The sequence below is a fragment of the Pseudomonas sp. AU12215 genome (assembly GCF_001675465.2).
In the GTDB taxonomy this organism is placed as follows: Bacteria; Pseudomonadota; Gammaproteobacteria; order Pseudomonadales; family Pseudomonadaceae; genus Pseudomonas; species Pseudomonas nitroreducens.
Map to the genome: position 1 here is coordinate 72,833 of NZ_MACM02000006.1, position 22,733 is coordinate 95,565.

The window sequence follows — 22,733 nt, forward strand, 5'->3', positions numbered from 1 at the left end:
CCTCAGATCCGCCGATCCTGGTTCTGCCAGTAGGGCTCGCGCACCAGGCGGCGCACGATCTTGCCGTTGGGGTTCTTCGGCAGTTCGCCGACGAAGTCCACGCTGCGCGGCTTCTTGAAGCCGGCCAGCTGCGCGGCGCACAGCTCGATGATCCGTGCCTCGTCCAGCTGCATGCCAGGCTTGAGCACCACCACCGCCTTGATCGCCTCGCCCCATTGCTCATCAGGTACGCCAACCACCGCCGCCTCGAAGATTTCCGGCAGGCTGTAGAGCACCTGCTCCACTTCGGTCGGGTAGATGTTGAAGCCGCCGGAGATGATCATTTCCTTCTTGCGGTCGACGATGAACACGTAGCCGTGCTCATCCACCGTGGCGAGATCGCCGGTGAGGTAGTAGCCGTCGCGCATGACCTCGGCGGTCAGCTCCGGCGCCTGCCAGTAGCCCTGCATGATGTCCGGCCCGCGCACGACGATCTCGCCGATCTCGCCGGCCTTCACGTCCTCGAAGTCCTCGTTGACCACCCGCAGGTCGGTGTCGAAGTAACAGCGTCCGCAGGAAGCCAGACGTTTGGGGTCATCCAGCGCGGCGATGTGGTCCTGTTCGGTGAGCACGGTAACCAGTGAGCAGGTCTCGCCAGCGCCGTAGCCCTGGGCGAGGATCGGTCCGAACACCTGCATGGCACGTCGCACCAACGCCGGTGCCATAGGAGCAGCGCCGTACATCACCAGGCGCAGGCTGCTCAGGTCGTAGGTTTCCACAGCAGGGAAGTTCACCAGGCGGTTGATCATTGCCGGCACCAGGAACAGACGGGTAACCCGTTCGCGCTCAATGGTCTCCAGCAGCAGGCGGTCGTCGTAACGCTCCACCAGCAGGTTGCAGGCACCGGCGGCCAGCAGCGGCAGGATCTGCATGCCGCTGGCGTGGGTGATCGGGCCGACGTGGGCCATCACGTCACCAGGGCCGGAGCGACCGGTGGGGCTGGCGATGCTCTTGCGCACCAGCGCCTTGCGGTTGCCGACGCTGAGCATGGCGGCCTTGAGCACGCCGGAGCTGCCGGAGGTGTAGTGCAGCACGGCCAGGGCGTCGTCGGCGGGGTCGCAGCTGATGGGAGCCTCCGAGCCTCGCTCGAGGACCTGCTCGTAGGGCACGTCGCCCCCCTCGTCCGCCAGCGGAACTATCAGCTGCAGGTCCGGCAGCTCGGCGCGTCGCTGGTCGATCAGCCGGGCGAAGGTCGCATCGGCGATCACCGCCTGGCTGCGCGAATCCTTCAGCACGCTGAGGACTTCATCGGCAGCCAGGCGCGCATTGATCGGCACCTTGACCATGGCGGTCTTGTAGAAGGCGATCTCCGCCTCCACCAGTTCGACACGGTTGAGCGCCAGGATCGCCACATGGGCGCCCGACTCCAGCCCCAGCGCCAGCAGGCCCGAGGCCAGTCGGTTGGTGCGGCGTTCGAGGTCGGCGAAGGTGATGCGTTGGCGCGAATCGACCACGGCTTCGCGGTCAGGCCAGTAAAGCGCGCTACGGCGCAGGATTTTACCCAGATCCACTTGTTGTTCTCGTTGTCGGGGAAGACATCCGAGATGCTAAGAGCCGCGCGCCGCGTCCGGCCAATACCATAGGTCGATGCCGGCCATGCCGGAATGCGATGGCAGCCTGGCGTGCAGGACCGGGACCGTTCGTCCCTCGCCGCGAACGGCCGCGCCCGGCGCCGGTCTTCCGATCAGGCAGCCACAAAGATATCGCCGACTGCCAGTGCTCATACCGAGCCGCACACGCTTAACCACTCGCGCTGGAACCGATCTGGGAGGTGCGAACGATGGGCTGCAACGAACACCGCGATCTTGAGCGCACAGAGGGCCTTCGTCGCCTGCTCGACGAAGGCGCGCTGGTGGCTGACAGCCGTCAGGAAGTCCTCGCCCGCTATATCCTCAACCACGGTTTCGCCGCGCTTTCCGAGACGCAGCAGCAGGAATTCCACGACGATCTGCTGCCGCTGCTCGACCTCCGCGACCGCAGCGAAGGCCTGATGCCCCAGGGCAGCCTGGACTCTGCCATGGCCGAGCCCGGCATCAATGACCCGGGCAATGAAGACCCCGGCTCGCTGATCGAGGTGGAGGTCGCCGAAGGCCTGCGTCCGAAACGCCGGCCGACACGGCACTGACCTCGATTACGCACACAGCTATCGTCCTGAGCACCTGAGCAGAAGAAGCGCGCCATGCGCACAGGTATGGCGCGCTCCCGTAGGGGCGCAGCAGGCGGCTATTGCTCCGGCCGGGGTACCGGCTCCTCCGGAGGCTGCTGCATCGGCACCTCCTCGGGAAAGTCCTCGGGAATCTGGCTCTCACGGTCGGGCGGAGCTTCCTGTGGCTCCGGTCGCTGGGCATACGAGTGGGCGTGCATGACAGAACCTCCTGAGCATTGGCAGTCCCTATTGGGCTGCGCCCGGGACTGGGAGGTTCGCTTTTTCTACCCGCCGCTTTTCACTCGCAACAGCAGTGCCAGCAACTGATCGCGATCGAACGGCTTGGGCAGGCTCAGCAACGAGTCGGCCAGGGTATCCACCCGTCCGGCGTAGCCAGTGGTGAGCACGCAGGTCAGCTCTGGATAGGACTGGCGCACCTGCTGTATCAGCAGCATGCCGTCCATGTCCGGCATGGCGAAGTCGGTGATCATCAAATCGAACGCCGATTGCTCCAGCAACTGCAGGGCCGCTCGCGCCGAGTCGGTTCGCGCCGCCATGCAGCCGAGGTCGGCCAATAACGCGCTGGTGCCGGCCAGGACCAGCGCATCGTCATCCACCACCAGCACTCGCAGCGCCAATGGTTCGTTCGGTTCGGCCCGCACGACCGTTTGCGGGTCCTCCGCCACCTCCAGCCCCGCCTTCGGCTTCACCGCCGGCAACCAGATTTCCGCCGTAGTGCCCTGCCCCGGCGTACTGCGCAGCAGCAGCGCTCCATCCTGCTGCTGCGCCAGGCCGTGGACGATGGACAACCCCAGCCCGGTGCCCTTGCCGGTGGGCTTGGTGGTGAAGAAAGGCTCGGCGGCGCGACGCAGGGTATCCTCGTCCATGCCCTGTCCCGAGTCGGTCACAGCCAGGCACACGTACTCCCCCGGCGCCAGCTTGCCGCTCTGCTGCGGCCCGACGAGGGCGTTGCGTGCCGAAAAGGTGATGCGGCCACCGCCTGGCATGGCGTCCCGAGCGTTGGTGGCCAGGTTGATGATCGCCAGCTCCAGCTGGTTCTGGTCGCTCATCACGCAGTCCAGCTGAAGCGGAAAGCGGGTCTCCAGGCTGATGGTCGGGCCCAGGGAGCTGACCAGCAGTTCGCTCATGTCCTGCAGCAGCGCCGGCAGTTGGATCGGCTGCGGGAACAGCCGCTGCTTGCGGGCGAACGCCAGCATCCGCTGCGTCAGCTGGGCGCCACGGCGAGTCGCCTCCAGGGCATTGCGCCAGATGGTCTGGATCTTCTCATTATCCTTCGGTAACTGCCGTTCGAGCAGTTGAAGACCGCCGAGGATCACCGTCAGCAGGTTATTAAAGTCGTGGGCGACGCCACCGGTAAGCTGGCCCAGGGACTCCATCTTCTGCGACTGGATCAGCTCATCGCGAGCGCGCTCCAGTTCTTCCTGGGCGCGGCGCTTGTCGGTGATGTCGCGGGTGATCTTGGCATACCCCAGCAGCTTGCCGGTGTCGTCGAACACCGGATCAATGACGATATTGGCCCAGAAGCGCGAGCCGTCCTTGCGCATCTGCAAGCGCTCTTCCTCGTAGCGCCCCTCGGCCAGTGCAGTATCCAGGCTGGCCCGCGGGACGCCGGCCTGGCGGTCCTCGTCGCAGTAGAAGCAATCGAAGCGGCGGCCGATGATTTCCTCCGGATGGTAGCCCTTGATTCGTTCGGCTCCGGAGTTCCAGCTGGTGACATTGCCCTCGGCATCGAGCATGTACAGGGCATAGTCGGTCACGCCATTGACCAGCAGGCGGAACTGCTGCTCGCTGCGCCGCAGGGCCAGCTCCGTCTCATGCTGTTCGGTGCGGTCACGGGTGATCTTGGCAAAGCCCAGCAACTCGCCTTCGCTGCTGCGGATGGCGTCGATCACGACGTGGGCCCAGAACGAACTGCCATCGCGGTGCAGGCGCCAACCTTCGCTCTCGTAACGGCCGACCCGCGCCGCTTCGCCCAGTGCCCGCTCGGGCAGGCCGGCCTCGCGATCAGTGGGCGTATAGAACCGCGAGAAATGCTCGCCGAGGATTTCATCGGCGGCGTAGCCCTTCAGCCGCTGAGCACCGGAGCTCCAGCTACTGACCCGACCATCGGGGTCGAGCATATAGATGGCATAGTCGGTTACCGCCTCGACCAGTAGGCGGTAGCGTGCGTCTTCGACGAGTTGGGCGGTGCTGGCAGTCTTTTCGGGCATGAAATCTGCTCTCTTGGCTCATTGGAGCAAAGCATAGGCTCAGGCACGTCACTTCGAATGCCGCCGGACGGCGCTCAATCCAACGGCAGGTAGACGCAGAACTCCGCCCCCTGCCCCGGCTCGCTGCGCACCTCGATGCGGCCGCCGTGGGCCTGGACGATCTGTTCGGAAATGAAGAGCCCAAGCCCCAATCCGGCGACGCGGGTTGCGCCGGCGCCGCGCTCGAACTGCTGGAAGATGCGACGCTGCTCCTCGGCGCTGATGCCATCGCCGTGGTCGCGTACGCAAAGCTGTGCCTGGCCCCCGTATACCGCAACCGTCACCTCGACCGGCTGGCCGGGGCCATAACGCAGGGCATTGCTGACCAGATTGCTGATCACCTGCTCGATACGGTACGCGTCCCACACACCCTCTACCCGCTCCAGCGCGCTCAGGCTCAAATCGCAGCCGACAGCCTGGGCCTGGATGGCAAAATTGCCCAGCACGCGGCGGGCAATGTCGGCGAGATCAGCCGCTTCCGGGCGGATCGACAGCTTGCCGGTGCGAATGCGCGAGACGTCGAGCATGTCCTCGATCAGCCGGGTCAGGCCGACCAGTTGGCGCTCGTCGCGCTCGAAGAGCACACCCAGGCGATCCTGGGCGAAGTGCTCCAGCTTGCCCTTGGCCAGCTGCAACCGGCGCAGCTGGGTATCCAGCATCAGACCATTGAGCGGCGTGCGCAGCTCGTGGGAGACGATGGACATGAAGTCATCGCGCATCTTCACCGCGCGCTGCAGCTCCACCTGGGTCTCGCGCAGCTCCGCAAGCAGCGCGTCCTGTTCGGCACGTGCCTGCTCCAGTACCTTGCGCTGGCGGTAGAGGTCGACGAAGACGTTCACCTTGCTGCGCACCGCGTGGTTGTCCAGCGGCTTGTAGAGGAAGTCCACCGCGCCGCTTTCATAGCCCTTGAAGGCGTAGTTCAGCTCGCGCCCGGCGGCAGTGACGAAGACGATGGGAATGTTCTTGGTGCGCTCGGTGCCCCGCATCAGCTCGGCCAGGGCGAAGCCGTCCATGCCGGGCATCTGCACGTCCAGCAGCGCCAGGGCGAACTCATGTTCCAGCAGCAGCGACAGCGCCTCGTCCGCCGAGGAGGCCTTGAACACCTCACGGCCCTCGCCCTTGATCAACGCTTCCAGTGCCAGCAGATTCTCCGGCAGGTCGTCGACGATCAGCAGTTTGCTTCCCTGGTTACGCAGCATGTCGGGGGCCCATTCGGAGCAGGAGCGCGTGAATCTCGCGCAAAGGGAGAATGTAGTCCGGGGCGTGCAGTGCAATGGCCGCTTCCGGCATGGTGGACACGGCGGCTTCGGCCGGGTCCTGGACGATGCTGAGACCGCCCTCGCGGTGGATGTGCGCAAGGCCTTCGGCGCCATCCTGGTTGGCGCCGGTCAGCAGGATGCCGGCCAGCGCGCCGCGGTAGGCATCCGCCGCCGAGTCGAAGAGGATGTCGATCGCGGGCCGGGAGAAGTTCCGCGGCGCCTCGCGGCTCAGGGCAAAGGTGAAATCCCGCTCGATGGACAGGTGGTAACCCGCCGCGGCGAAGTACAGCGTTCCCGCCTCAATCGGTGCCTTGTCGTGTGCCTCGCGCACCGGAATCTCCAGGCGCCGGGCGAACAGCTCGACCAACTGGCTCTCGTGGCTCTCGGGCAAGTGCAGAACCACCACCATGGGTAGGGCAAAGTCCGCCGGCAAGCCGTCAAACAACTGGAACAAGGCATCCACGCCGCCCGCGGAGGCACCGATGACCACGGCCCGCACAGCTCGTTGCGTGTTCATCGCTTGCGGAACACCCGTTCGCGGCGGTTCACCACCTCGAACTCCGAGGCGAAGTCGGTGAAGTCCAGGCTTTCCTTGCTGCCCAGGCCGAGGAAGCCGCGGTGGCACAGCGATTCGTGGAACAGGCCGATGGCGCGGTTCTGCAACTGCCGGTTGAAATAGATCAGCACGTTGCGGCAGGAAATCAGGTGCGTCTCGGAGAACACGCTATCGGTCGCCAGGCTGTGGTCGGCGAAGGTCACGTTGGCCCGCAGCATCTTGTCGAACAGCGCGCCGTCGTAGGCCGCCGTGTAGTAGTCCGAGAGCGAGCCCTTGCCGCCGGCGGCGCGATAGTTCGCGCTGGCCTGCGCCAGGTCGTCCACTGAGTAGATACCCCGCCGCGCCTGCTCCAGCGAGCGCGGATTGATGTCGGTGGCGTAGATCAGCGTGCGCTCCAGCAGCCCCTCTTCATGCAGGAGGATGGCCAGCGAATGGACCTCCTCACCCGTGCTGCAACCGGCCACCCACAGGCGCAGCGACGGATAGGTGCGCAGCACCGGCACCACCTCCTGGCGCAGCGCGAGGAAGTAGCTGGGGTCGCGGAACATCTCGCTCACCGAGATGGTGAGGTACTGCAGCAGCTCGTGGAATGCATGCGGGTCGTGCAGGATGCGCTCCTGCAACGCCGAGATACTGCGGCACTCGAACAGTTGGGTGGCATGCAGCACCCGGCGCTTGAGCGAGGTGCCGGAGTAGTCCCGGAAGTCGTAGCTGTACTTCAGGTAGATCGCCTCGATGAGGAGGCGCAGCTCGATGTCCTGGCTGCGATCAGGCATGTCAGATGCGCTCCAGCTTCGGTAACCAGACACGGATCAGGGAGAACAGACGGTCGAGGTCGATGGGCTTGGCCAGGTAGTCGTTGGCGCCGGCGCGCAGGCACAGCTCGTGGTCGTCCTTCATCGCCTTGGCGGTCACGGCGAGGATCGGCAGCTTCTTCCAGCGCGCGTCCTGGCGGATCAGGCGCGTCGCTTCGTAGCCGTCCATCTCCGGCATCATCACGTCCATCAGCACCAGGTCGATGTCGCCGAGCTCAGCGAGTTTCTCGATGGCCTCGCGGCCGTTGCGCGCCACTTCCACGCGGGCGCCCTTGTGCTCCAGGGCACTGGTGAGGGCGAAGATATTGCGCACGTCGTCGTCCACCAACAGGATGCGCCGCTCCTCGAAGGCCCGGTCGCGATTGCGCGAGGTGCGCAGCATGCGCTGGCGCTCGCTGGAGAGTTGCGACTCGACCTTGTGCAGGAACAGCGTCACCTCGTCCAGCAGGCGCTCTGGCGAGCGCGCGCCCTTGATGATGATCGAGCGCGAGTACTTGAGCAGCTCAGCCTCCTCGTCGCGGGTCAGGTTGCGCCCGGTGTAGACGATCACCGGCGGGAAGGAGCAGATGTCCTCCTCGCCCATGCGCCGCAGCAACTCGTTGCCCTGCATGTCCGGCAGCTTCAGGTCGATGATCATGCAGTCGTAGATGTTCCTGCGCAGCAGCTCCAGGGCCTGCTCGCCCTGCTCCACCGCGGTGATCTCGATGTCGTCGTCGCCGATCAGTCGCGAGACGCTGTCGCGCTGCAGCGGGTCGTCCTCCACCAGCAGGATGCGCTTGACCTCCTGGGTCAGCTTCGCCTCCAGCTTGCCGAACACCTCGCGCAGTTGCTCGCGGGTGGTGGGTTTGAGGGCATAGCCGATGGCGCCCAGGTGCAGGGCCGCTTCGCTGCGATCCTCCACGGACACCACGTGCACCGGCACATGGCGGGTACGCGGGTTGGCCTTCAGGCGTTGCAGCACGGCGAGGCCGGATTCGTCGGGCAGGTGCATGTCCAGCAGGATGGCGTCGGGACCGTGCTCGTCGGCCAGGCGCAGGCCCTCCTCGGCGCCCATCGCCACCAGGCAGCGATAGCCCAGCTCGTGGGCCAGGTCGTAGAGGATGCGGGCGAATTTCGGTTCGTCCTCCACCACCAGCACGCAGCGCTGACCGATATTGAGCTGCTCGCGGTCATCGGCAAAGGCAGCGGCGACGGGCGCATGGACCACCGGCGGGGTCATCGGGACTGGCGCTGCGGGGACGACCGGCGCGGGTGTGCTGGCCACATCGGTTTCGACCGGCGCCTCGTAGTTCAACGGCAGCAACAGGCTGAACACGCTGCCTTCGCCCGGTTGGCTGCTGACGATGATGCTGCCGCCCAGCAGGTGCGCCAGGTCGCGGGAAATCGACAGGCCCAGGCCGGTGCCGCCGTAACGGCGGGTGGTGGCGCCGTCCGCCTGCTGGAAGGCCTCGAAGATGCGCTGCAGCTGGTCTTCGGCGATGCCAATGCCGCTATCGCGCACGTCGAAGCGCAGCCCCTCGGGCGCGGCGCTGACACGCAGCGAGACTTCGCCGGCATCGGTGAACTTGAAGGCGTTGGACAGCAGGTTCTTGAGGATCTGCTCGACCCGCTGACGGTCGCTGAACAGCAGTGCCGGAGTATCTTCGGCGACTTCGGCGACGAAGCGCAGGCCCTTGTCGTCGGCCTGCGGGCGGAACAGCCCCTCCACCGCTTCGACCAGGCGTCGCACGCTGGCATTCTCCGGGCGCACCTCCAGCTTGCCGGCCTCGACCTTGGAGATGTCGAGGATGTCATTGATCAGGTTGAGCAGGTCATTGCCGGCACCATAGATCGACTCGGCGAACTTAACCTGCTCGTCGTTGAGATTGCCGTCCTCATTGTCCGCCAGCAGGCGCGCCAGGATCAGCGAGCTGTTGAGCGGGGTGCGCAGCTCGTGGGACATGTTGGCGAGGAACTCCGACTTGTAGCGGCTGGCGCGCTGCAATTCGTCGGCACGCCGCTGCAGGTCCAGGCGTGCCTGGTTCAGCTCGGTGTTCTTGCCATCGAGGTCATCGCGCTGCGCGGCCAGCTCCTGGGCCTGCTCGGCGAGGCGCTCGTTGGTCTGCTCCAGCTCGGCCTGTTGCGCCTCGAGGTGCGCCTGGGACTCCTTGAGCACCCGCGACTGTTCTTCCAGCTCCTCGTTAGCCGTCTTCAGCTCTTCCTGCTGGACTTGCAGCTCTTCATTGAGCTGCTGGGTCTCCGCCAGTAGATCCTGCTGGCGCTGGCGGTACTGAGCCGAGGCGATGGCGCTCCCCAGGGGCTCGGCGACGTTCTGCAAGAAGGCCTGATCGCGCTCCTCCAACTGGCGCAGAAAACCCAGCTCCAATACACCGACAACGCCGCCATCGTTAAGCAGCGGCAGCATCGCCACGCTCACCGGCTGGCCATTGCCCAATGCCGAATTGACCTTCAGGTAATCCGGCGGCAGGCCGTCTACCATACGCAGCTTGCGCTGACGAGCGGTTTGGGCGATCAGGCTTTCGCCCGGGGCGAAATAGTCCTCGCCCAGCGCATGGGCGGCGAACCCGAAGGTGCCGGTCAAGCGCAGCCCGCCGTGATCATCACGCACGTACAGCGCCCCCACCGGGGACGCGACGAATTCACCCAGGAAGTCCATCAGACTGCGTCCCAGATTCGGCAGCGACTGCTGACCGATCAGTTGCTCGCCCAGACGACTCTGACCGTCGCGCAGCCAGGCTTGACGCTGCAGTTGTTCGTTGTGCAGCACCTGGCGACGCAGGGATTCGGCGTAGGAATCGGACAGGCTGACCAACTGCCGGCGCCCGAAGTACGCCAGCAGCGTGCCGACCACGATGCTGAACACCAGGTACAGTACAACCACCCCGGTCGACAGGCTGGTGGCGAACTGGTTGCGGTCGTGGCGCAGTTGCTGCTCGGTGTTGATCAACGAGGCGTACTGGGCGCGGATCGCGTCCATCATGCTCTTGCCGCGCCCGGCCTTGATCGCGTCGGAGGTATCCTCGCCCTGGCGACGCTGCTCGATCATCTGCTGGGCGAAGGTCATCCACTCGTCCTGCATCGAGGTCAGGCGCGAGACCCGCTCGACCTGTGGCGGGTTGTCGGCGACCAGCTCCGAGAGGCTCTTCAGCCCGGCGTTGATCCGTGGCCGTGCCTGTTCCAGCGGTTCGAGGAAGCGCGGATCGCCCGTGATCAGGAAGCCGCGCAGGCCGCTCTCCTGGTCGACGCTCAGCCGCTGCATCTCGTTGGCGCTGGAGATCACCCGGTCGGTGTGCTCGACCCAACCGAGCACATTCAGCATGTACAGGATCAGCCCGATGAACAGCACCGCGCCCAACAGGCAGATGCCCAACGGCAGGGCCATGTTGCGCGCAAGGATGCGGCGGAAGGCGCTTTCGTCGGCGACGGGTTTCTGGTTCATACAGACGGATTCCCTGTTGGCTGCCCTTCCTGGATGCGGTCCGCCACCGGGGTGGCGCCTGCGACAGAGGCCAGGTAAGTACTTGAAGTTATTGTAAGAACATTCGTAAAACAGCAGAAATAATAACGCGAAGAGTTGTAGGCTACCTACCCAGCTGGCGAATTGACACGCGTTCTTGTGGGACGTTCGATCTATTTTCGACAGGGTTCGCCGCCGGAGCGCAAAAAAGTGGAATTTTCTTCCGCCGGGCGTTTCCAACCCCTGATAGGGAATTGTTGATCAACACTGTACGAAGGATCAGACGCAGGGTCTGCTCGATGCCAAGCTCTCCCGGGGAAACCTCAAGGTCACCCGCGCCGTTCACCGGTGACCTCCTCAACAGCAGCGCCATGGCGCCGCTGATCCGCCAGCACGACTGGGCGGCAACGCCGCTCGGCCCGATGGACCAGTGGCCGGCCACGCTCAAGGGCATCCTCGAGGTAGGCCTCAACTCGCGCCTGCCGGTGTGCATCTACTGGGGCCCGGAATTCGTCCTGCTGTACAACGACGCCTGGAGCGTCATACCCGGCGACAAGCACCCCGCCTGCCTGGGGCAGCCGGCGCGGGTCGCCTGGTCGGACATCTGGTCGATCCTCGACCCCATGTACAACGGCATCCTGCAGACCGGTGTCGCCGCCCATGAGGAAGACCGCCTGCTGCCCATGGTGCGTTTCGGCTATGTCGAAGAAGCCTACTTCACCTACAACGTCAGCCCTATCTTCGGGCCGGATGGCAAGCCCGTCGGCCTGTTCAATACCGCCGTGGAGACCACCGGCAACGTCATCCAGCAACGCCGTCAGCGCCTGTTGACCCGCCTCGCCGAGCGTCTTGGCCAGGCCGATGAGATCACCCAGGTCTGCGCCCAGGCCCTTGCCCTGCTCGCCGAAGCCGCCCATGACGTGCCGTTCTGCCTGCTCTACCACGCCGGCACTCTGCTCGGCGCCTGCGGCACCGATGCCAGCGACCGCTTCGTCCCGGCGCGGCTGACGGCCGACGATGACCCGCTGCACCTGTTCAACGGCCTGCAGCAGCCGCAGCAGTCGCCGCTGGGCAGTCAGTACGCGCGCGCGTTCGCGCCCTGGCCGGAAGTGCTCGACAGCACCTACGCCACCCCCTTGGACGGCCATGCCGACAGCCTTGCGGTGTTCGGCATCAGCCCGCGCCGGCGGCTGAACGAAAGCTACGCCAGCTTCTTCAACGATCTGGCCGCCCTGCTCGGCCATGCCCTGGCCGCTGCCCGCCAGCGCGCCGAGGAGCGGCGGGTCAAGGAAGCGGTGCAGGAGGAAGCGCGCCAACGCACCCAGGAGCGCGACCGCGTGTGGGCCATGAGCCAGGACCTGCTCTGCGTGCTCGATCACCGGGGCGTGCTGCGCAGTGTCAACCCGGCGTGGAGCAGCCTGCTGGGCTGGAGTGAAGAGCAGCTCAGCGGCCGCAACAGCGAGGAGCTCGTGCATCCCGACGACCTGGCGCCCAGCATCGGCACCCGCGCCACCCTCGCCCGCGGCGAGCGCCTGCAGCACTTCGAGAACCGCATGCGCCACGCCGATGGCAGCTACCGCTGGATTTCCTGGCATGCCAGCGAAGACAACGGTCTGATCTACGGCTGCGGCCGCGACGTCACCGAACAACGTCGCGCCGCTGAACTGCTCGAACAGGCGCAGTCCGCCCTGGCCAATGCCCAGCGCATGGAGGCGGTCGGCCAGCTCACCGGCGGCATCGCCCACGACTTCAACAACCTGCTGGCGAGCATCCGCTTCAGCCTCGACCTGATCACCCGCCGCGCGCCGGCCAGCGCTCAACCCGAGCTTGACCACATCCTGCATGCCGCCACCCAGGCCACCGAGCGCGCCGCCGAGCTGACCCACAACCTGCTCGCCTTCGCGCGCCGCCAGGCGCTGGCCATGCACCCGGTGGACCTCGGCCAGCAGTTGCGCCAGTGGCAGGACGAACTGAGCGAGCGCGCCGGCCCGGATGTCGCAGTGGAGCTGAGCCTGAAAGAGACGCACAGCGTGCTGACCGACCGCGACCAGTTGCACAAGGCCATGCTCCACCTCGTGGACAATGCCCGCGACGCCATGCCGGGCGGCGGACGCCTGGACATCGTCCTGCAGCGGCGCACGTTCAGCAGTGGCGACCATGACCTGCCGGCCGGCGACTACCTCGCCCTCGCCCTGCAGGACAATGGCCTGGGCATGAGCGAAGCGACCCGCACCCACGTTTTCGACCCCTTCTTCACCACCAAGGGCATCGGCCCCAACAGTGGCCTGGGCCTGTCGATGGTCTACGGCTTCATCAAACAGTCCGGCGGGCATATCCGCCTGCGCAGCGAGCCCGGCCAGGGCACCTGCGTCACACTCTATTTCCCGAGAGGCTCCACCGTGGTCGACATCCCCCAGATTCCTGCAACTCCCGCCGCAACCGCCAACCAGCAACTCTGTGTCCTGGTCGTCGAAGACAACGACCTGGTACGCATGCTCACCGTGGAGGTACTGGAGGAAATCGGCTATCAGGTGCTGCAGGCCGAGGATGCCGAAGAGGCGCTGCCGGTCCTGCAGGGCGACACTGCCATCGACCTGCTGCTCACCGATGTCGGCCTGCCGGGCATGAATGGCGAAGAGCTGGCCGCCGCCGCGCGGGAGGCCCGACCGGAGCTACCGATCCTGTTCGCCACCGGCTTCGCCGAGATCGTCCACATCGACGGCAGCGAGCTGGCCACGCGCATGTCGATGATCGCCAAACCCTTCTCCATCGACGCGCTGCGCGACAAGGTCAACGGCATGCTGGGGCGCAAGGACGGTTGAGTTCAGTTGCTGAGCAAAAGGCTCAGCGCCGCGCGGAGCTTGCCCGGCTTCACCGGTTTGTTCAGCAGCGGCATGCCCAGCCGTTGCAGGGCGCGGCGGCAGTCGTCGCTGCGGTCGGCGGTGATCATCACCGCCGGCAGTTCACGCTGGAAATACTCGCGCAACCCGCGTACCGCCTCGCAGCCGGTGCCTCCATGGTCGAGGTGGTAGTCGGCCAGGATCACCTCCGGCGCCTTGCCATCCAGCGCCTTCAGCGCTTCCTCGTAGTTCGTCGCCGACAGCACCTCGCACCCCCACTGCCCAAGCAACGCGGCCATGCTGGCGAGGATTGCCTCTTCGTTGTCGATGACCAGCAGGCGCCGTCCCGGCAGCGGGTCGCCGGTGACCGGACGCGGGCCGCTCTCGACCCGGCCCGGGTGCTGCAGGTCGCGCGCGAGCGGCACTTCGATGGCAAACACCGAACCACGCCCAGGCACCGAGCGTACCTGCACGCGACAACCGAGGATGCCGGCGATGCGATCGACAATGGCCAGCCCCAGCCCGACCCCCCTGCGGTTCGCCGCGCGGCCGGCATCGAGCTGGTTGAATTCGAGGAAGATCGCTTGCAGCTGGTCCGCCGGAATCCCGCGCCCGGTGTCCCAGACTTCCAGACGCAGGTTATCGCCGCGTCGACGCGCCGCCAGCATCACGCTGCCCCGCTCGGTGTAGCGGCAGGCGTTGCTGAGAAGGTTGCGCAGGATACGTGACAGCAGGCGGTGATCAGTGCGCACGGCCACCACGGGAATCCGTGAGCGCAGGCGCAGGCCGGCGGCTCGCGCCACCTCGTCGAATTCGGAAACCAATGGGCCGAGCAGCTCGCCCAGCGGGTAAACGTCCAGGTCCGGGCGGATCGCGCTCTGGTCCAGCCGGGCAATCTCCAGCAGATCAGTGAGCAGATCCTCGGCACCTTCCAGCGCCTGGTGCGTGCGCTCCACCAGCACCTGCTCGGCGTTTGGCAGCTTGCGTTCGCGCAGAGTGGAGACCAGCAGACGCGCGGCATTGAGCGGTTGCAGCAGATCGTGGCTGGCGGCGGCCAGGTACTTGTCCTTGCTGTTGTTGGCCGCCTCGGCGGCGTCGCGCGCCTCGCGCAACTGCTGGTTCAGGCCTTCCAGCTCGCGGGTGCGTGCGGCGACGCGCTGCTCCAGTTCCTCGTTGAGGCTCTGCAGGCGCTGCTGGGCCTGGACGCGTTCGGTGATGTCGGCGACGAAGCCTTCCACCAGTCCTTCTTCATCGGGCTTGATCAGCAGGTTCATCAGCACGATGACGTGGCTACCATCGCGGCGACGCAGGCGCGTCTCATAACCGAACAGGCCATCGCGCTCGCGCAACAGCGTCAGGATGCGGCGCATCTCCGCTTCGCCCTCGACGAACAGCTGGCTGGCCATGTCCGGGAGGCTCCACAACACCTGCTGCGGATCGTCGTAGCCGAGCATCCGCGCCAGCGCCGGGTTGGCGGCGCGCAGGCCCTGGCTCAGGCTGGCCTGGAAGATGCCGTGGACGGCGTGCTCGAACAGCCATTTGTAGCGGTTGCGCTCGGTTTCCAGCTCGTCCAGGCGCGCCACCAGTTCCGGGTAATGGCTCTTGCGTGCGGAATGGCTGCCCAGCCCGAGCAACCCGGCCAGGGCTTGTTGTTGCTGCTCGTCAGAGGGCCTCGCCATATACCACCTCGACATCGCGCAGGCTGGATTCGCGAGGATTGGTGAGGATGCACGGGTCCTGCATGGCATGGCGCGAGAGGAACGGAATATCCGAACTGCCAACGCCATGCAGGCCGAGGCTTTCGTGGAAGCCCACGGCGTTCTTCAGGGCGATCAGGTGTTCCACCAGGCGCTGGCGGATCTGTGCGTGGTTCATGCCGCGGCAGTCGATGCCGAAGGTCTCGGCAATCACCTTGAAGCGCTCGGGAGCGGCGCTGTAGTTGAAGGCCACCACGTGTTCCACCAGCACGGCATTGCACAGCCCGTGCGGCAGGTCGAGGTAGCCGCCCAGGCTATGGGACATGGCGTGCACCGCGCCGAGGATCGCGTTGGAGAACGCCAGCCCGGCCTGCATGCTGCCGAGCATGATCTTCTCGCGCAGGACGATGTCCGCCGGATTGGCGATCATCTGCACCAGATTACCGTTGATCAGCCGCATCGCCTCCAGCGCGTGGGGGTCGGTGAGGGGGCCATGGCCGGTGGAGACGAAGGCCTCGATGGCATGCACCAGGGCGTCGATGCCGGTACAGGCAGAGAGGAACGGGTCCATGGTCAGGGTGGTTTCCGGATCGATCAGCGACACGTCGGGCACCACTGCCTTGCTGACGATGGAGAACTTCATCCGCTCGTCCTGGTTGGAGATGATCACGAACTGCGAGACGTCCGCCGAGGTGCCGGCGGTAGTGGGAATCAGGATCAGCGGCGGGCTGGGCACACGCAGGGTGTCCACGCCCTCGAACTCGAGGATATTGCGGCCGTGGGCGGCGACGATGCCAATGCCCTTGGCGCAGTCCATCGGGCTGCCGCCGCCGACCGCGACTATCACGTTGCAGCCTTCGCTGCGGTAGACCTCGGCGCCGCGCATCACTTCTTCGACACGCGGATTGGGCGAGACCTCGGTGTAGCGGCAGAAGGGAATGTCCTGGGCGGCCAGGCTGGCTTCGATATCGGCGACCCAGCCGGCGGCAACCACGCCCGGGTCTGACACCACCAGCACCTTGCGGGCGCCGAAGGTTTTCACGTAATTGGCGACATTGTGCCGGCATCCGGCACCGAAAATGATCTCTGGCGAGACGAATTTGCGCAGCTGGCTGAGCTCGTGGGACATCGGGGGCTCTGTCGTTATTGTTATGGGATATTTCCGGCAGCCTACTGTATCCGTCAGGTATTGCAATGCGACCTTGGCAGACGATTCAGACGTCCAGTAGCGCCTGGTAAAAGCGCCACTCGGCCTCCAGCGCGTGGGCGAGGTTGGCGGCCTGGCGGAACCCATGACGTTCTCCGGCATAGCGGTGCACCGCCACCGGCAGGCCGCGCCGACGCAGCGACTCGACCATGGCATCGGTCTGCGCCGGCACCACCACCGCGTCCAGTTCACCCTGGAAGAAGATCACCGGTGCCTTGATCTGCCCGGCCAGCAGCACCGGGGTGCGCTCGCGGTAACGCCCGGCGTCCTGCTGCGGATCGCCGATCAGCCAGTCCAGGTAGTCCGCCTCGAACTTGTGGGTCACCCGCGCCAGTGCCTGCGGATCGCTGACGCCATACAGGCTGGCGCCCCCGCGCAGTCCCTCCAGCCGCGCCAGCGCCATCAGTGCGCTATAGCCGCCGGCACTGGCGCCACGCACGAAGACACGCTGGCGATCGATGCGCCCGGCGTTGCCGAGGTAATCCAATGCTGCGCCAATGTCTTCCACTTCCACACGGCCCCAGCCCAGGTGCAGGCGTTCGCGATAGGCGCGGCCGTAGCCGCTGCTGCCGCGATAGTTGATATCCGCGACGGCAAAGCCGCGGCGTGTCCAGAACTGGATGCGCCCGTCGAACACCGGGTAGCTGGCCGAGGTCGGCCCGCCATGCAAGAAGACCACCAGCGGAGGCGTTTCCGGGTTGCCGTGGGCTGGATAGAAGAAACCGTGACCACATTCGTCTTCGCCCACCGGGTAATGGAAGGCCTCGCCACGGGACAGCTCTGCCTCGGGTAGCGGCTTCTCACCACCGGATAACACCTGGGTGGAGCCATCCACCCGGCGGATGGCCAGCAGCGTCGGCAAGCGATCCGGTGCGGCGGCAATGCAATAGAAGTGGAGCTCATCCGCCGCCAGCGCGCGAAAACGGCTGTACTCCGGCGCGAGCCGGCGCTCGCCACCGCGTCCGTCGTAAAGCACCAGCACGCCGCGTCCTTCTTCGTAGCGCGTCGCCAGCAGTTGCCCACGCGACAACGGCAGGAAGGTGTGCCCGCCCAGTTGCCAGGGCGCGCCGGCGTGATCGGCGGCGGCGCACGGCAAGGCACCCAGTACCTCGTGGTACGGCTGCCAGTAGCCGGCACAGTCGCTCAGCCAGTGCAGGCGCCCATCCTCGGCAAAGCGCGGCTGCTGGATGGACTCGTGGCGGGCCTGCCCGGCCAGGCAGCGCTCTTCGCCGGCGAAGGACTCGCACAGGCGGGTGCGCGTCCAGGGCTGGTGCGGGCGATCCCACTCCACCCAGGCGATACGCTCGCCATTGCGCTCCGCCACCGGCGATGCGTAGAAGTCCGCGCCGAAGGCCATCACCCGGCGCCGGCCATCGGCGTCGAGACGAACAATACGATGGCTCACCCCGGCGCTACCGTTCTCCTCTTCCACCGCCAGGAGTGCATTCCATGCCGGAACGAAGTGGAGGTCGCCGTAGCGGCAATCTTCGCGGTGGGTAATCGGCCTTGGCGTGCCGCCCAGGCGCAACCAGTACACCTGCTGGTCGCCCTCCTCCACCCAGGCTACGCCGTCGGCAGTTGGGCAGCAGGAGCCGCCGCCGTACTCGTAGACGCGACTGCGTACCGAAGCGCCCGGTGGCGTCAGTTCGCGGCTCTGTCCTTCGCGGCGCAGGAACAGGCGGCAACGCGCACTGACAGGGTCGAACGCGGCCCACAGCAATCCGCCGTGGGCCACGTGCAGCTCGGCAAAGTCCCCCGCGGCGGCTACCGCGCGCTCGGCGCTCCAGTCGCTGTCGTGCATCCTCAGGCCTTGCAGATCAGCTGCGAGGCCCGCTCGTTGCGCAGGGTCAGCGCGCTGAGTGGCATGGCGGCGGTTTCCGCCTCGCGGCGGGCATCGAGGATGATCCCGTGGCGGGCAGACTTGGCGCACACCGGATCGGTGGCTTCGGCATCGCCGGTAAGCAGGAAGGCCTGGCAGCGGCAGCCACCGAAGTCGCGTTCCTTCTCGTCGCAGGACCGGCACGGCTCGGGCATCCACGCATCACCGCGGAAGCGGTTGAAGCCGAATGACTCGTACCAGATGTGCTGCAGGCTGTGCTCGCGCACGTTGGGGAACTTCACCGGCAGTTGTCGCGCGCTGTGGCACGGCAGCGCGGTGCCGTCCGGAGTGACGTCGAGGAACACGCTGCCCCAGCCGCCCATGCAGGCCTTGGGGCGCTCCTCGTAGTAGTCCGGCACCACGAAGATCAGCTTGCACGGGTTGCCGGCGGCGGCCAGGCGCTCGCGGTATTCGGCGGTGACGCGTTCGGCCCGCTGCAGCTGTTCGCGGGTCGGCAGCAGGCCGGCGCGGTTCAGCTCGGCCCAGCCGTAGAACTGGCAGGTGGCGAGCTCGACGAAGTCCGCCTCCAGCTCGATGCACAGCTCGATGATGCGGTCGATGCTGTCGATGTTGTGCCGGTGGGTGACGAAGTTCAGCACCATCGGGTAGCCGTGGGCCTTTACCGCGCGGGCCATGGCGAGCTTCTGGGCGAACGCCTTGCGCGAGCCGGCGAGCAGGTTGTTCACCTCCTCGTCGGCGGCCTGGAAGCTGATCTGGATATGGTCGAGCCCGGCGTCGGCGAACTCCTTCAGGCGCTTCTCGTTGAGGCCGATGCCGGAGGTGATCAGGTTGGTGTAGAAACCCAACCCACGCGCAGCGGCGATCAGCTCGGCGAGGTCCTGGCGCACCAGCGGCTCGCCGCCGGAAAAGCCCAGCTGCGCCGCGCCCATCTCGCGGGCCTGGCGGAACACCTCGATCCACTGCGCGGTGCTCAGCTCTTCGCCGCCCCTGGCGAAGTCCAGCGGGTTGGAACAGTACGGGCACTGCAGCGGGCAACGGTAGGTCAGCTCGGCCAGCAGCCAGAGCGGTGGCCCTACCGGCGCCTCAGCGCAGTTCGATCCAGAATTGCGCATGGGCCACCTCGAGGAATGCCAGGATGTCTTCGTCGATGCCCGGCACGCCGGGGAAATCGGCACGCAGACCATCGATGATGCCGGCGACGTCGGCCTGCCCGTCGACCCGACCGAGAATCGCCCCGGCGCTGTCGTTGAGCTTCACCATCCCTTCAGGATAGAGCAGCACGTGGCAACCCTGGGCCGGCTCGAACTGCAGGCGGAAACCCCGGCGCAGCGCCGGGATGCTGTCCAGCGAAGGCAGACTCATCACAGCAACCCCCTGTGCCATACGCGCTCGGCCGTTACCGTGTGGTACGGCGGGCGCTGCAGTTCATAGGCCATGCTCATGGCGTCGAGCATGCTCCAGAGCACATCGAGCTTGAATTGCAGGATTTCCAGCATGCGCTCCTGGGCCTCGCGGGTGCGGTAGTGCTCCAGGGTGATGCGCAGGCCGTGCTCGACGTCGCGGCGCGCCTGCGACAGGCGCTTGCGGAAGTAGTCGTAGCCGCAGGCGTCGATCCACGGGTAGTGCTGCGGCCAGCTGTCCAGGCGCGACTGGTGGATCTGCGGGGCGAACAGTTCGGTCAGCGAACTGCTGGCCGCTTCCTGCCAGCTGGCGCGGCGGGCGAAGTTGACGTAGGCGTCCACGGCGAAGCGCACGCCGGGCAGCACCAGTTCCTGGGACAGCACCTGCTGGCGGTCCAGCCCCACGGATTCGGCCAGGCGCAGCCAGGCCTCGATGCCACCCTCTTCGCCGGGCGCGCCGTCGTGGTCGAGGATGCGCTGCAGCCATTCGCGGCGTACGTCGCGGTCCGGGCAGTTGGCGAGGATCGCCGCATCCTTGAGCGGGATGTTCACCTGGTAGTAGAAGCGGTTCGCCACCCAGCCCTGGATCTGCTCACGGGTCGCGCGGCCTTCGTACATGGCCACGTGGTACGGGTGGAAGATGTGGTAGCAGGCGCCCTTGGCGCGCAGTGCCAGCTCGAATTCGGCGGGGCTCATGGCTTCGCGGGTCATCGCGAGGTTCCTTCTGGAAAAAGAGCCATCAAAGGAAAATCCCCATCCCGTCGAATGCCACCTCGATGCCGCGCGCGTCCAGTTCGGCGCGTTCGGGCGAGGCGATGTCGAGGATGGGATTGGTGTTGTTGATATGGATGAGCACCTTGCGCGGCCCGTCGATGCCGTCGAGCACCTCTATCATGCCGCCGGGGCCGCTCTGGGCCAGGTGGCCCATCTCGCTGCCGAGCTTGTCGCCCACCTCGCAGACGCGCATCTCGTCGTCGCGCCAGAGCGTGCCGTCCACCAGCAGGCAGTCGGCACGGCGCATCCAGGCCAGCAAGCCGTCGTCCACCTGGCCCAGACCGGGCGCGTAGAACAGCTTGCCGCCGGTAGCGGTGTCTTCGACGAACAGGCCGATGTTGTCGCCCGGATGCGGGTTGCCCCGGTGCGGCGAGTACGGCGGTGCGCTGCTGCGCAGGGCGATGGCGGTGATGCGCAGGCCCGGGCAGGCCGGGATGACGAAGGGCTCGGCATCCAGCTCGATGAGGTTGTGCTTCAGCCCGCCGTTCCAGTGCGACAGCATGGGGAACAGCGGGAAGCCGGTGGACAGGTCCTGGTGGACCATCTCCGTACACCACACCTCGTGCGGGCAGCCTTCGCGCAGGCTGAGCAGGCCGGTGGTGTGGTCGATCTGGCTGTCCAGCAGGACGATGGCGGCAATCGCCGAATCGCGCAGGCGCCGCGCCGGCTGCAGGGCCGGGAAGGACGCCAGCTGGGCGCGGATGTCGGGGGATGCGTTGCAGAGAATCCAGCTCTCGCCGTCGTCGGATAGCGCGATGGAGGATTGCGTGCGTGGTTGCGCGATCACGCTGCCGTCGCGTACACCGCGACAGTTGCGGCAATTGCAGTTCCACTGGGGAAAGCCGCCACCGGCGGCCGACCCGAGAATTCGGATGTGCATGACAGTGCCCCGTGGGCAGGGGCCCCGGCGGACCGGGGCGCAGTGGATCAGCGGTTGGCGAAGTACAGGGTCACTTCGAAGCCAAGGCGCAGGTCGGTGAAGCTAGGCTTGGTCCACATGGGTCTGTCCTCTTTCTTGTTGGAAGGCACCGGAAGAACCGGCAAGGTCGAGTAAAACACCAGGGTCAGGCTCCCCGAATGATACTTTCGAAGGAGATTCCCCCCTGATTTGGTAGCGGGCCGCGGCCAGAGAAAAAAAGAAAACGCGGCCGGAGCCGCGTTCGACGAAGGCCGTCACCCGTGGAATGGGTACGGAAGCGGACGGCCGCCCGATCGGGCGCGTCGACACAAGGGATGCCCGGTGGAGTGCCAGGCGGGGTACAGCGCAAAGGGCCGGCGAACCTGATGGGGGAAGGTCCGCCGGGTTATTGCAAGGGTTAGAAGAAGCCCAGCGGATTGATGTCGTAGCTCACCAGCAGGTTCTTGGTCTGCTGGTAGTGGTCGAGCATCATCTTGTGGGTTTCGCGGCCGACGCCGGACTTCTTGTAGCCGCCGAATGCGGCGTGGGCCGGGTACAGGTGGTAGCAGTTGGTCCACACGCGGCCGGACTGGATGCCACGCCCCATGCGCCAGGCGCGGTTGATGTCGCGGGTCCAGACGCCGGCGCCAAGGCCGAACTCGGTATCGTTGGCGATCGCCAGGGCTTCCGCCTCGTCCTTGAAGGTAGTCACGCCCACCACCGGGCCGAAGATTTCCTCCTGGAACACGCGCATGCCGTTGTGCCCCTTGAGCAGGGTCGGCTGGATGTAGTAACCGCTGGCCAGGTCGCCCTCCAGCCGCTCGCTGGAGCCGCCGGTGAGCAGCTCGGCGCCTTCGCTTTGGGCGATGTCGAGGTAGGACAGGATCTTCTCGTACTGTTGCTGCGAAGCCTGGGCGCCGACCATGGTGTCGGTGTCCAGCGGGTTACCGCGCTTGATTGCCTTGATCTTCTTCAGCACCTCGGCCATGAACGGCTCGAATATCGACTCCTGCACCAGCGCCCGTGACGGGCAGGTGCAGACCTCGCCCTGGTTGAAGAACGCCAGGACCAGGCCCTCGGCGGCCTTCTCGATGAACGCCGGCTCGGCGTTCATGATGTCCTCGAAGAAGATGTTCGGGCTCTTGCCGCCCAGTTCCACGGTGGACGGGATGATGTTCTCCGCCGCGCAGTGGAGGATGTGCGAGCCGACCGGGGTCGAGCCGGTGAAGGCGATCTTGGCGATGCGCTTGCTGGTGGCCAGCGCCTGGCCGGCTTCCTTGCCGAAGCCCTGGACGATGTTCAGCACGCCCGGCGGCAGCAGGTCGCCGATGATCTCGGCCAGCAGCATGATCGATAGCGGCGTCTGCTCGGCCGGCTTGATCACCACACAGTTGCCGGCGGCCAGGGCCGGCGCGAGTTTCCAGGCAGCCATCAGCAACGGGAAGTTCCACGGGATGATCTGCCCGACCACGCCCAGCGGTTCGTGGATGTGGTAGGCGACGGTGTTCTCGTTGATCTCGGCGGCGCCGCCTTCC

General features: G+C 66.2%; 17 protein-coding genes. 2 read left to right on the plus strand and 15 right to left on the minus strand.

Annotated features, from left to right (window positions below; translation table 11 throughout):
- Window positions 1-2: 2 nt before the first annotated feature.
- Window positions 3-1,550 carry an AMP-binding protein gene (locus tag A9513_RS01805; protein WP_037013556.1) on the minus strand — a complete coding sequence of 516 codons (1,548 nt, stop codon included), beginning with the start codon at window positions 1,548-1,550 and terminating at the stop codon, window positions 3-5.
- 269 nt (window positions 1,551-1,819) lie between these two features.
- Between A9513_RS01805 and A9513_RS01810 the strand changes: the two genes are divergently transcribed.
- Entirely contained in the window at window positions 1,820-2,164 is a 345-nt protein-coding gene (locus tag A9513_RS01810; protein ID WP_065083820.1) for a hypothetical protein, read from the plus strand.
- A gap of 305 nt (window positions 2,165-2,469) precedes the next feature.
- Here A9513_RS01810 and A9513_RS01815 read toward each other — a convergent pair whose 3' ends face one another.
- The 5 genes from A9513_RS01815 to A9513_RS01835 all read right to left on the minus strand — a co-directional run bounded on the left by A9513_RS01815 (window position 2,470) and on the right by A9513_RS01835 (window position 10,524).
- On the minus strand, window positions 2,470-4,416 hold the full coding sequence (locus A9513_RS01815) for a PAS domain-containing sensor histidine kinase (RefSeq protein WP_065083821.1): 1,947 nt from the start codon (window positions 4,414-4,416) through the stop codon (window positions 2,470-2,472).
- Window positions 4,417-4,490: 74 nt separating this feature from the next.
- A complete protein-coding gene (locus A9513_RS01820) occupies window positions 4,491-5,654 on the minus strand; it encodes a hybrid sensor histidine kinase/response regulator (protein ID WP_065083822.1) in 1,164 nt (387 codons plus the stop codon).
- On the minus strand, window positions 5,644-6,231 hold the full coding sequence (locus A9513_RS01825; RefSeq protein ID WP_065083823.1) for a chemotaxis protein CheB: 588 nt from the start codon (window positions 6,229-6,231) through the stop codon (window positions 5,644-5,646). Before A9513_RS01825 ends, A9513_RS01820 begins: the two co-directional genes overlap by 11 nt.
- On the minus strand, window positions 6,228-7,046 hold the full coding sequence (locus tag A9513_RS01830) for a protein-glutamate O-methyltransferase CheR (RefSeq protein WP_024762497.1): 819 nt from the start codon (window positions 7,044-7,046) through the stop codon (window positions 6,228-6,230). The genes A9513_RS01825 and A9513_RS01830 overlap by 4 nt, the downstream gene beginning before the upstream one ends.
- A gap of 1 nt (window position 7,047) precedes the next feature.
- Entirely contained in the window at window positions 7,048-10,524 is a 3,477-nt protein-coding gene (locus A9513_RS01835) for a response regulator (RefSeq protein WP_065083824.1), read from the minus strand.
- A 317-nt stretch (window positions 10,525-10,841) separates the two neighbouring features.
- Between A9513_RS01835 and A9513_RS01840 the strand changes: the two genes are divergently transcribed.
- Window positions 10,842-13,364, plus strand: coding sequence for an ATP-binding protein (locus A9513_RS01840; RefSeq protein ID WP_083195964.1), 2,523 nt, complete (start codon window positions 10,842-10,844; stop codon window positions 13,362-13,364).
- A gap of 2 nt (window positions 13,365-13,366) precedes the next feature.
- On the opposite strand, the gene A9513_RS01845 is transcribed toward A9513_RS01840, so the two are convergent.
- From A9513_RS01845 to A9513_RS01885, 9 genes are all read right to left on the minus strand, one after another.
- Window positions 13,367-15,061, minus strand: a complete 1,695-nt coding sequence (locus A9513_RS01845; protein ID WP_065083826.1) for a NahK/ErcS family hybrid sensor histidine kinase/response regulator — start codon at window positions 15,059-15,061, stop codon at window positions 13,367-13,369.
- Window positions 15,045-16,208 carry an alcohol dehydrogenase-like regulatory protein ErcA gene (ercA, locus tag A9513_RS01850; protein WP_024762493.1) on the minus strand — a complete coding sequence of 388 codons (1,164 nt, stop codon included), beginning with the start codon at window positions 16,206-16,208 and terminating at the stop codon, window positions 15,045-15,047. The genes A9513_RS01845 and ercA overlap by 17 nt, the downstream gene beginning before the upstream one ends.
- 85 nt (window positions 16,209-16,293) lie before the next feature.
- Window positions 16,294-18,087, minus strand: a complete 1,794-nt coding sequence (locus tag A9513_RS01855) for a S9 family peptidase (protein WP_065083827.1) — start codon at window positions 18,085-18,087, stop codon at window positions 16,294-16,296.
- A gap of 2 nt (window positions 18,088-18,089) precedes the next feature.
- Entirely contained in the window at window positions 18,090-19,238 is a 1,149-nt protein-coding gene (gene pqqE, locus A9513_RS01860; RefSeq protein ID WP_065083828.1) for a pyrroloquinoline quinone biosynthesis protein PqqE, read from the minus strand.
- On the minus strand, window positions 19,210-19,488 hold the full coding sequence (gene pqqD, locus A9513_RS01865) for a pyrroloquinoline quinone biosynthesis peptide chaperone PqqD (protein ID WP_024762490.1): 279 nt from the start codon (window positions 19,486-19,488) through the stop codon (window positions 19,210-19,212). Before pqqD ends, pqqE begins: the two co-directional genes overlap by 29 nt.
- A complete protein-coding gene (pqqC, locus tag A9513_RS01870) occupies window positions 19,488-20,237 on the minus strand; it encodes a pyrroloquinoline-quinone synthase PqqC (protein ID WP_065083829.1) in 750 nt (249 codons plus the stop codon). Before pqqC ends, pqqD begins: the two co-directional genes overlap by 1 nt.
- 28 nt (window positions 20,238-20,265) lie before the next feature.
- On the minus strand, window positions 20,266-21,180 hold the full coding sequence (gene pqqB / locus A9513_RS01875) for a pyrroloquinoline quinone biosynthesis protein PqqB (RefSeq protein WP_065083830.1): 915 nt from the start codon (window positions 21,178-21,180) through the stop codon (window positions 20,266-20,268).
- Window positions 21,181-21,227: 47 nt separating this feature from the next.
- Entirely contained in the window at window positions 21,228-21,299 is a 72-nt protein-coding gene (gene pqqA / locus A9513_RS01880) for a pyrroloquinoline quinone precursor peptide PqqA (protein ID WP_003106462.1), read from the minus strand.
- A gap of 317 nt (window positions 21,300-21,616) precedes the next feature.
- Window positions 21,617-22,733: aldehyde dehydrogenase family protein (locus A9513_RS01885; protein ID WP_065083831.1), on the minus strand; the 1,117-nt coding region annotated here is incomplete at its 5' end.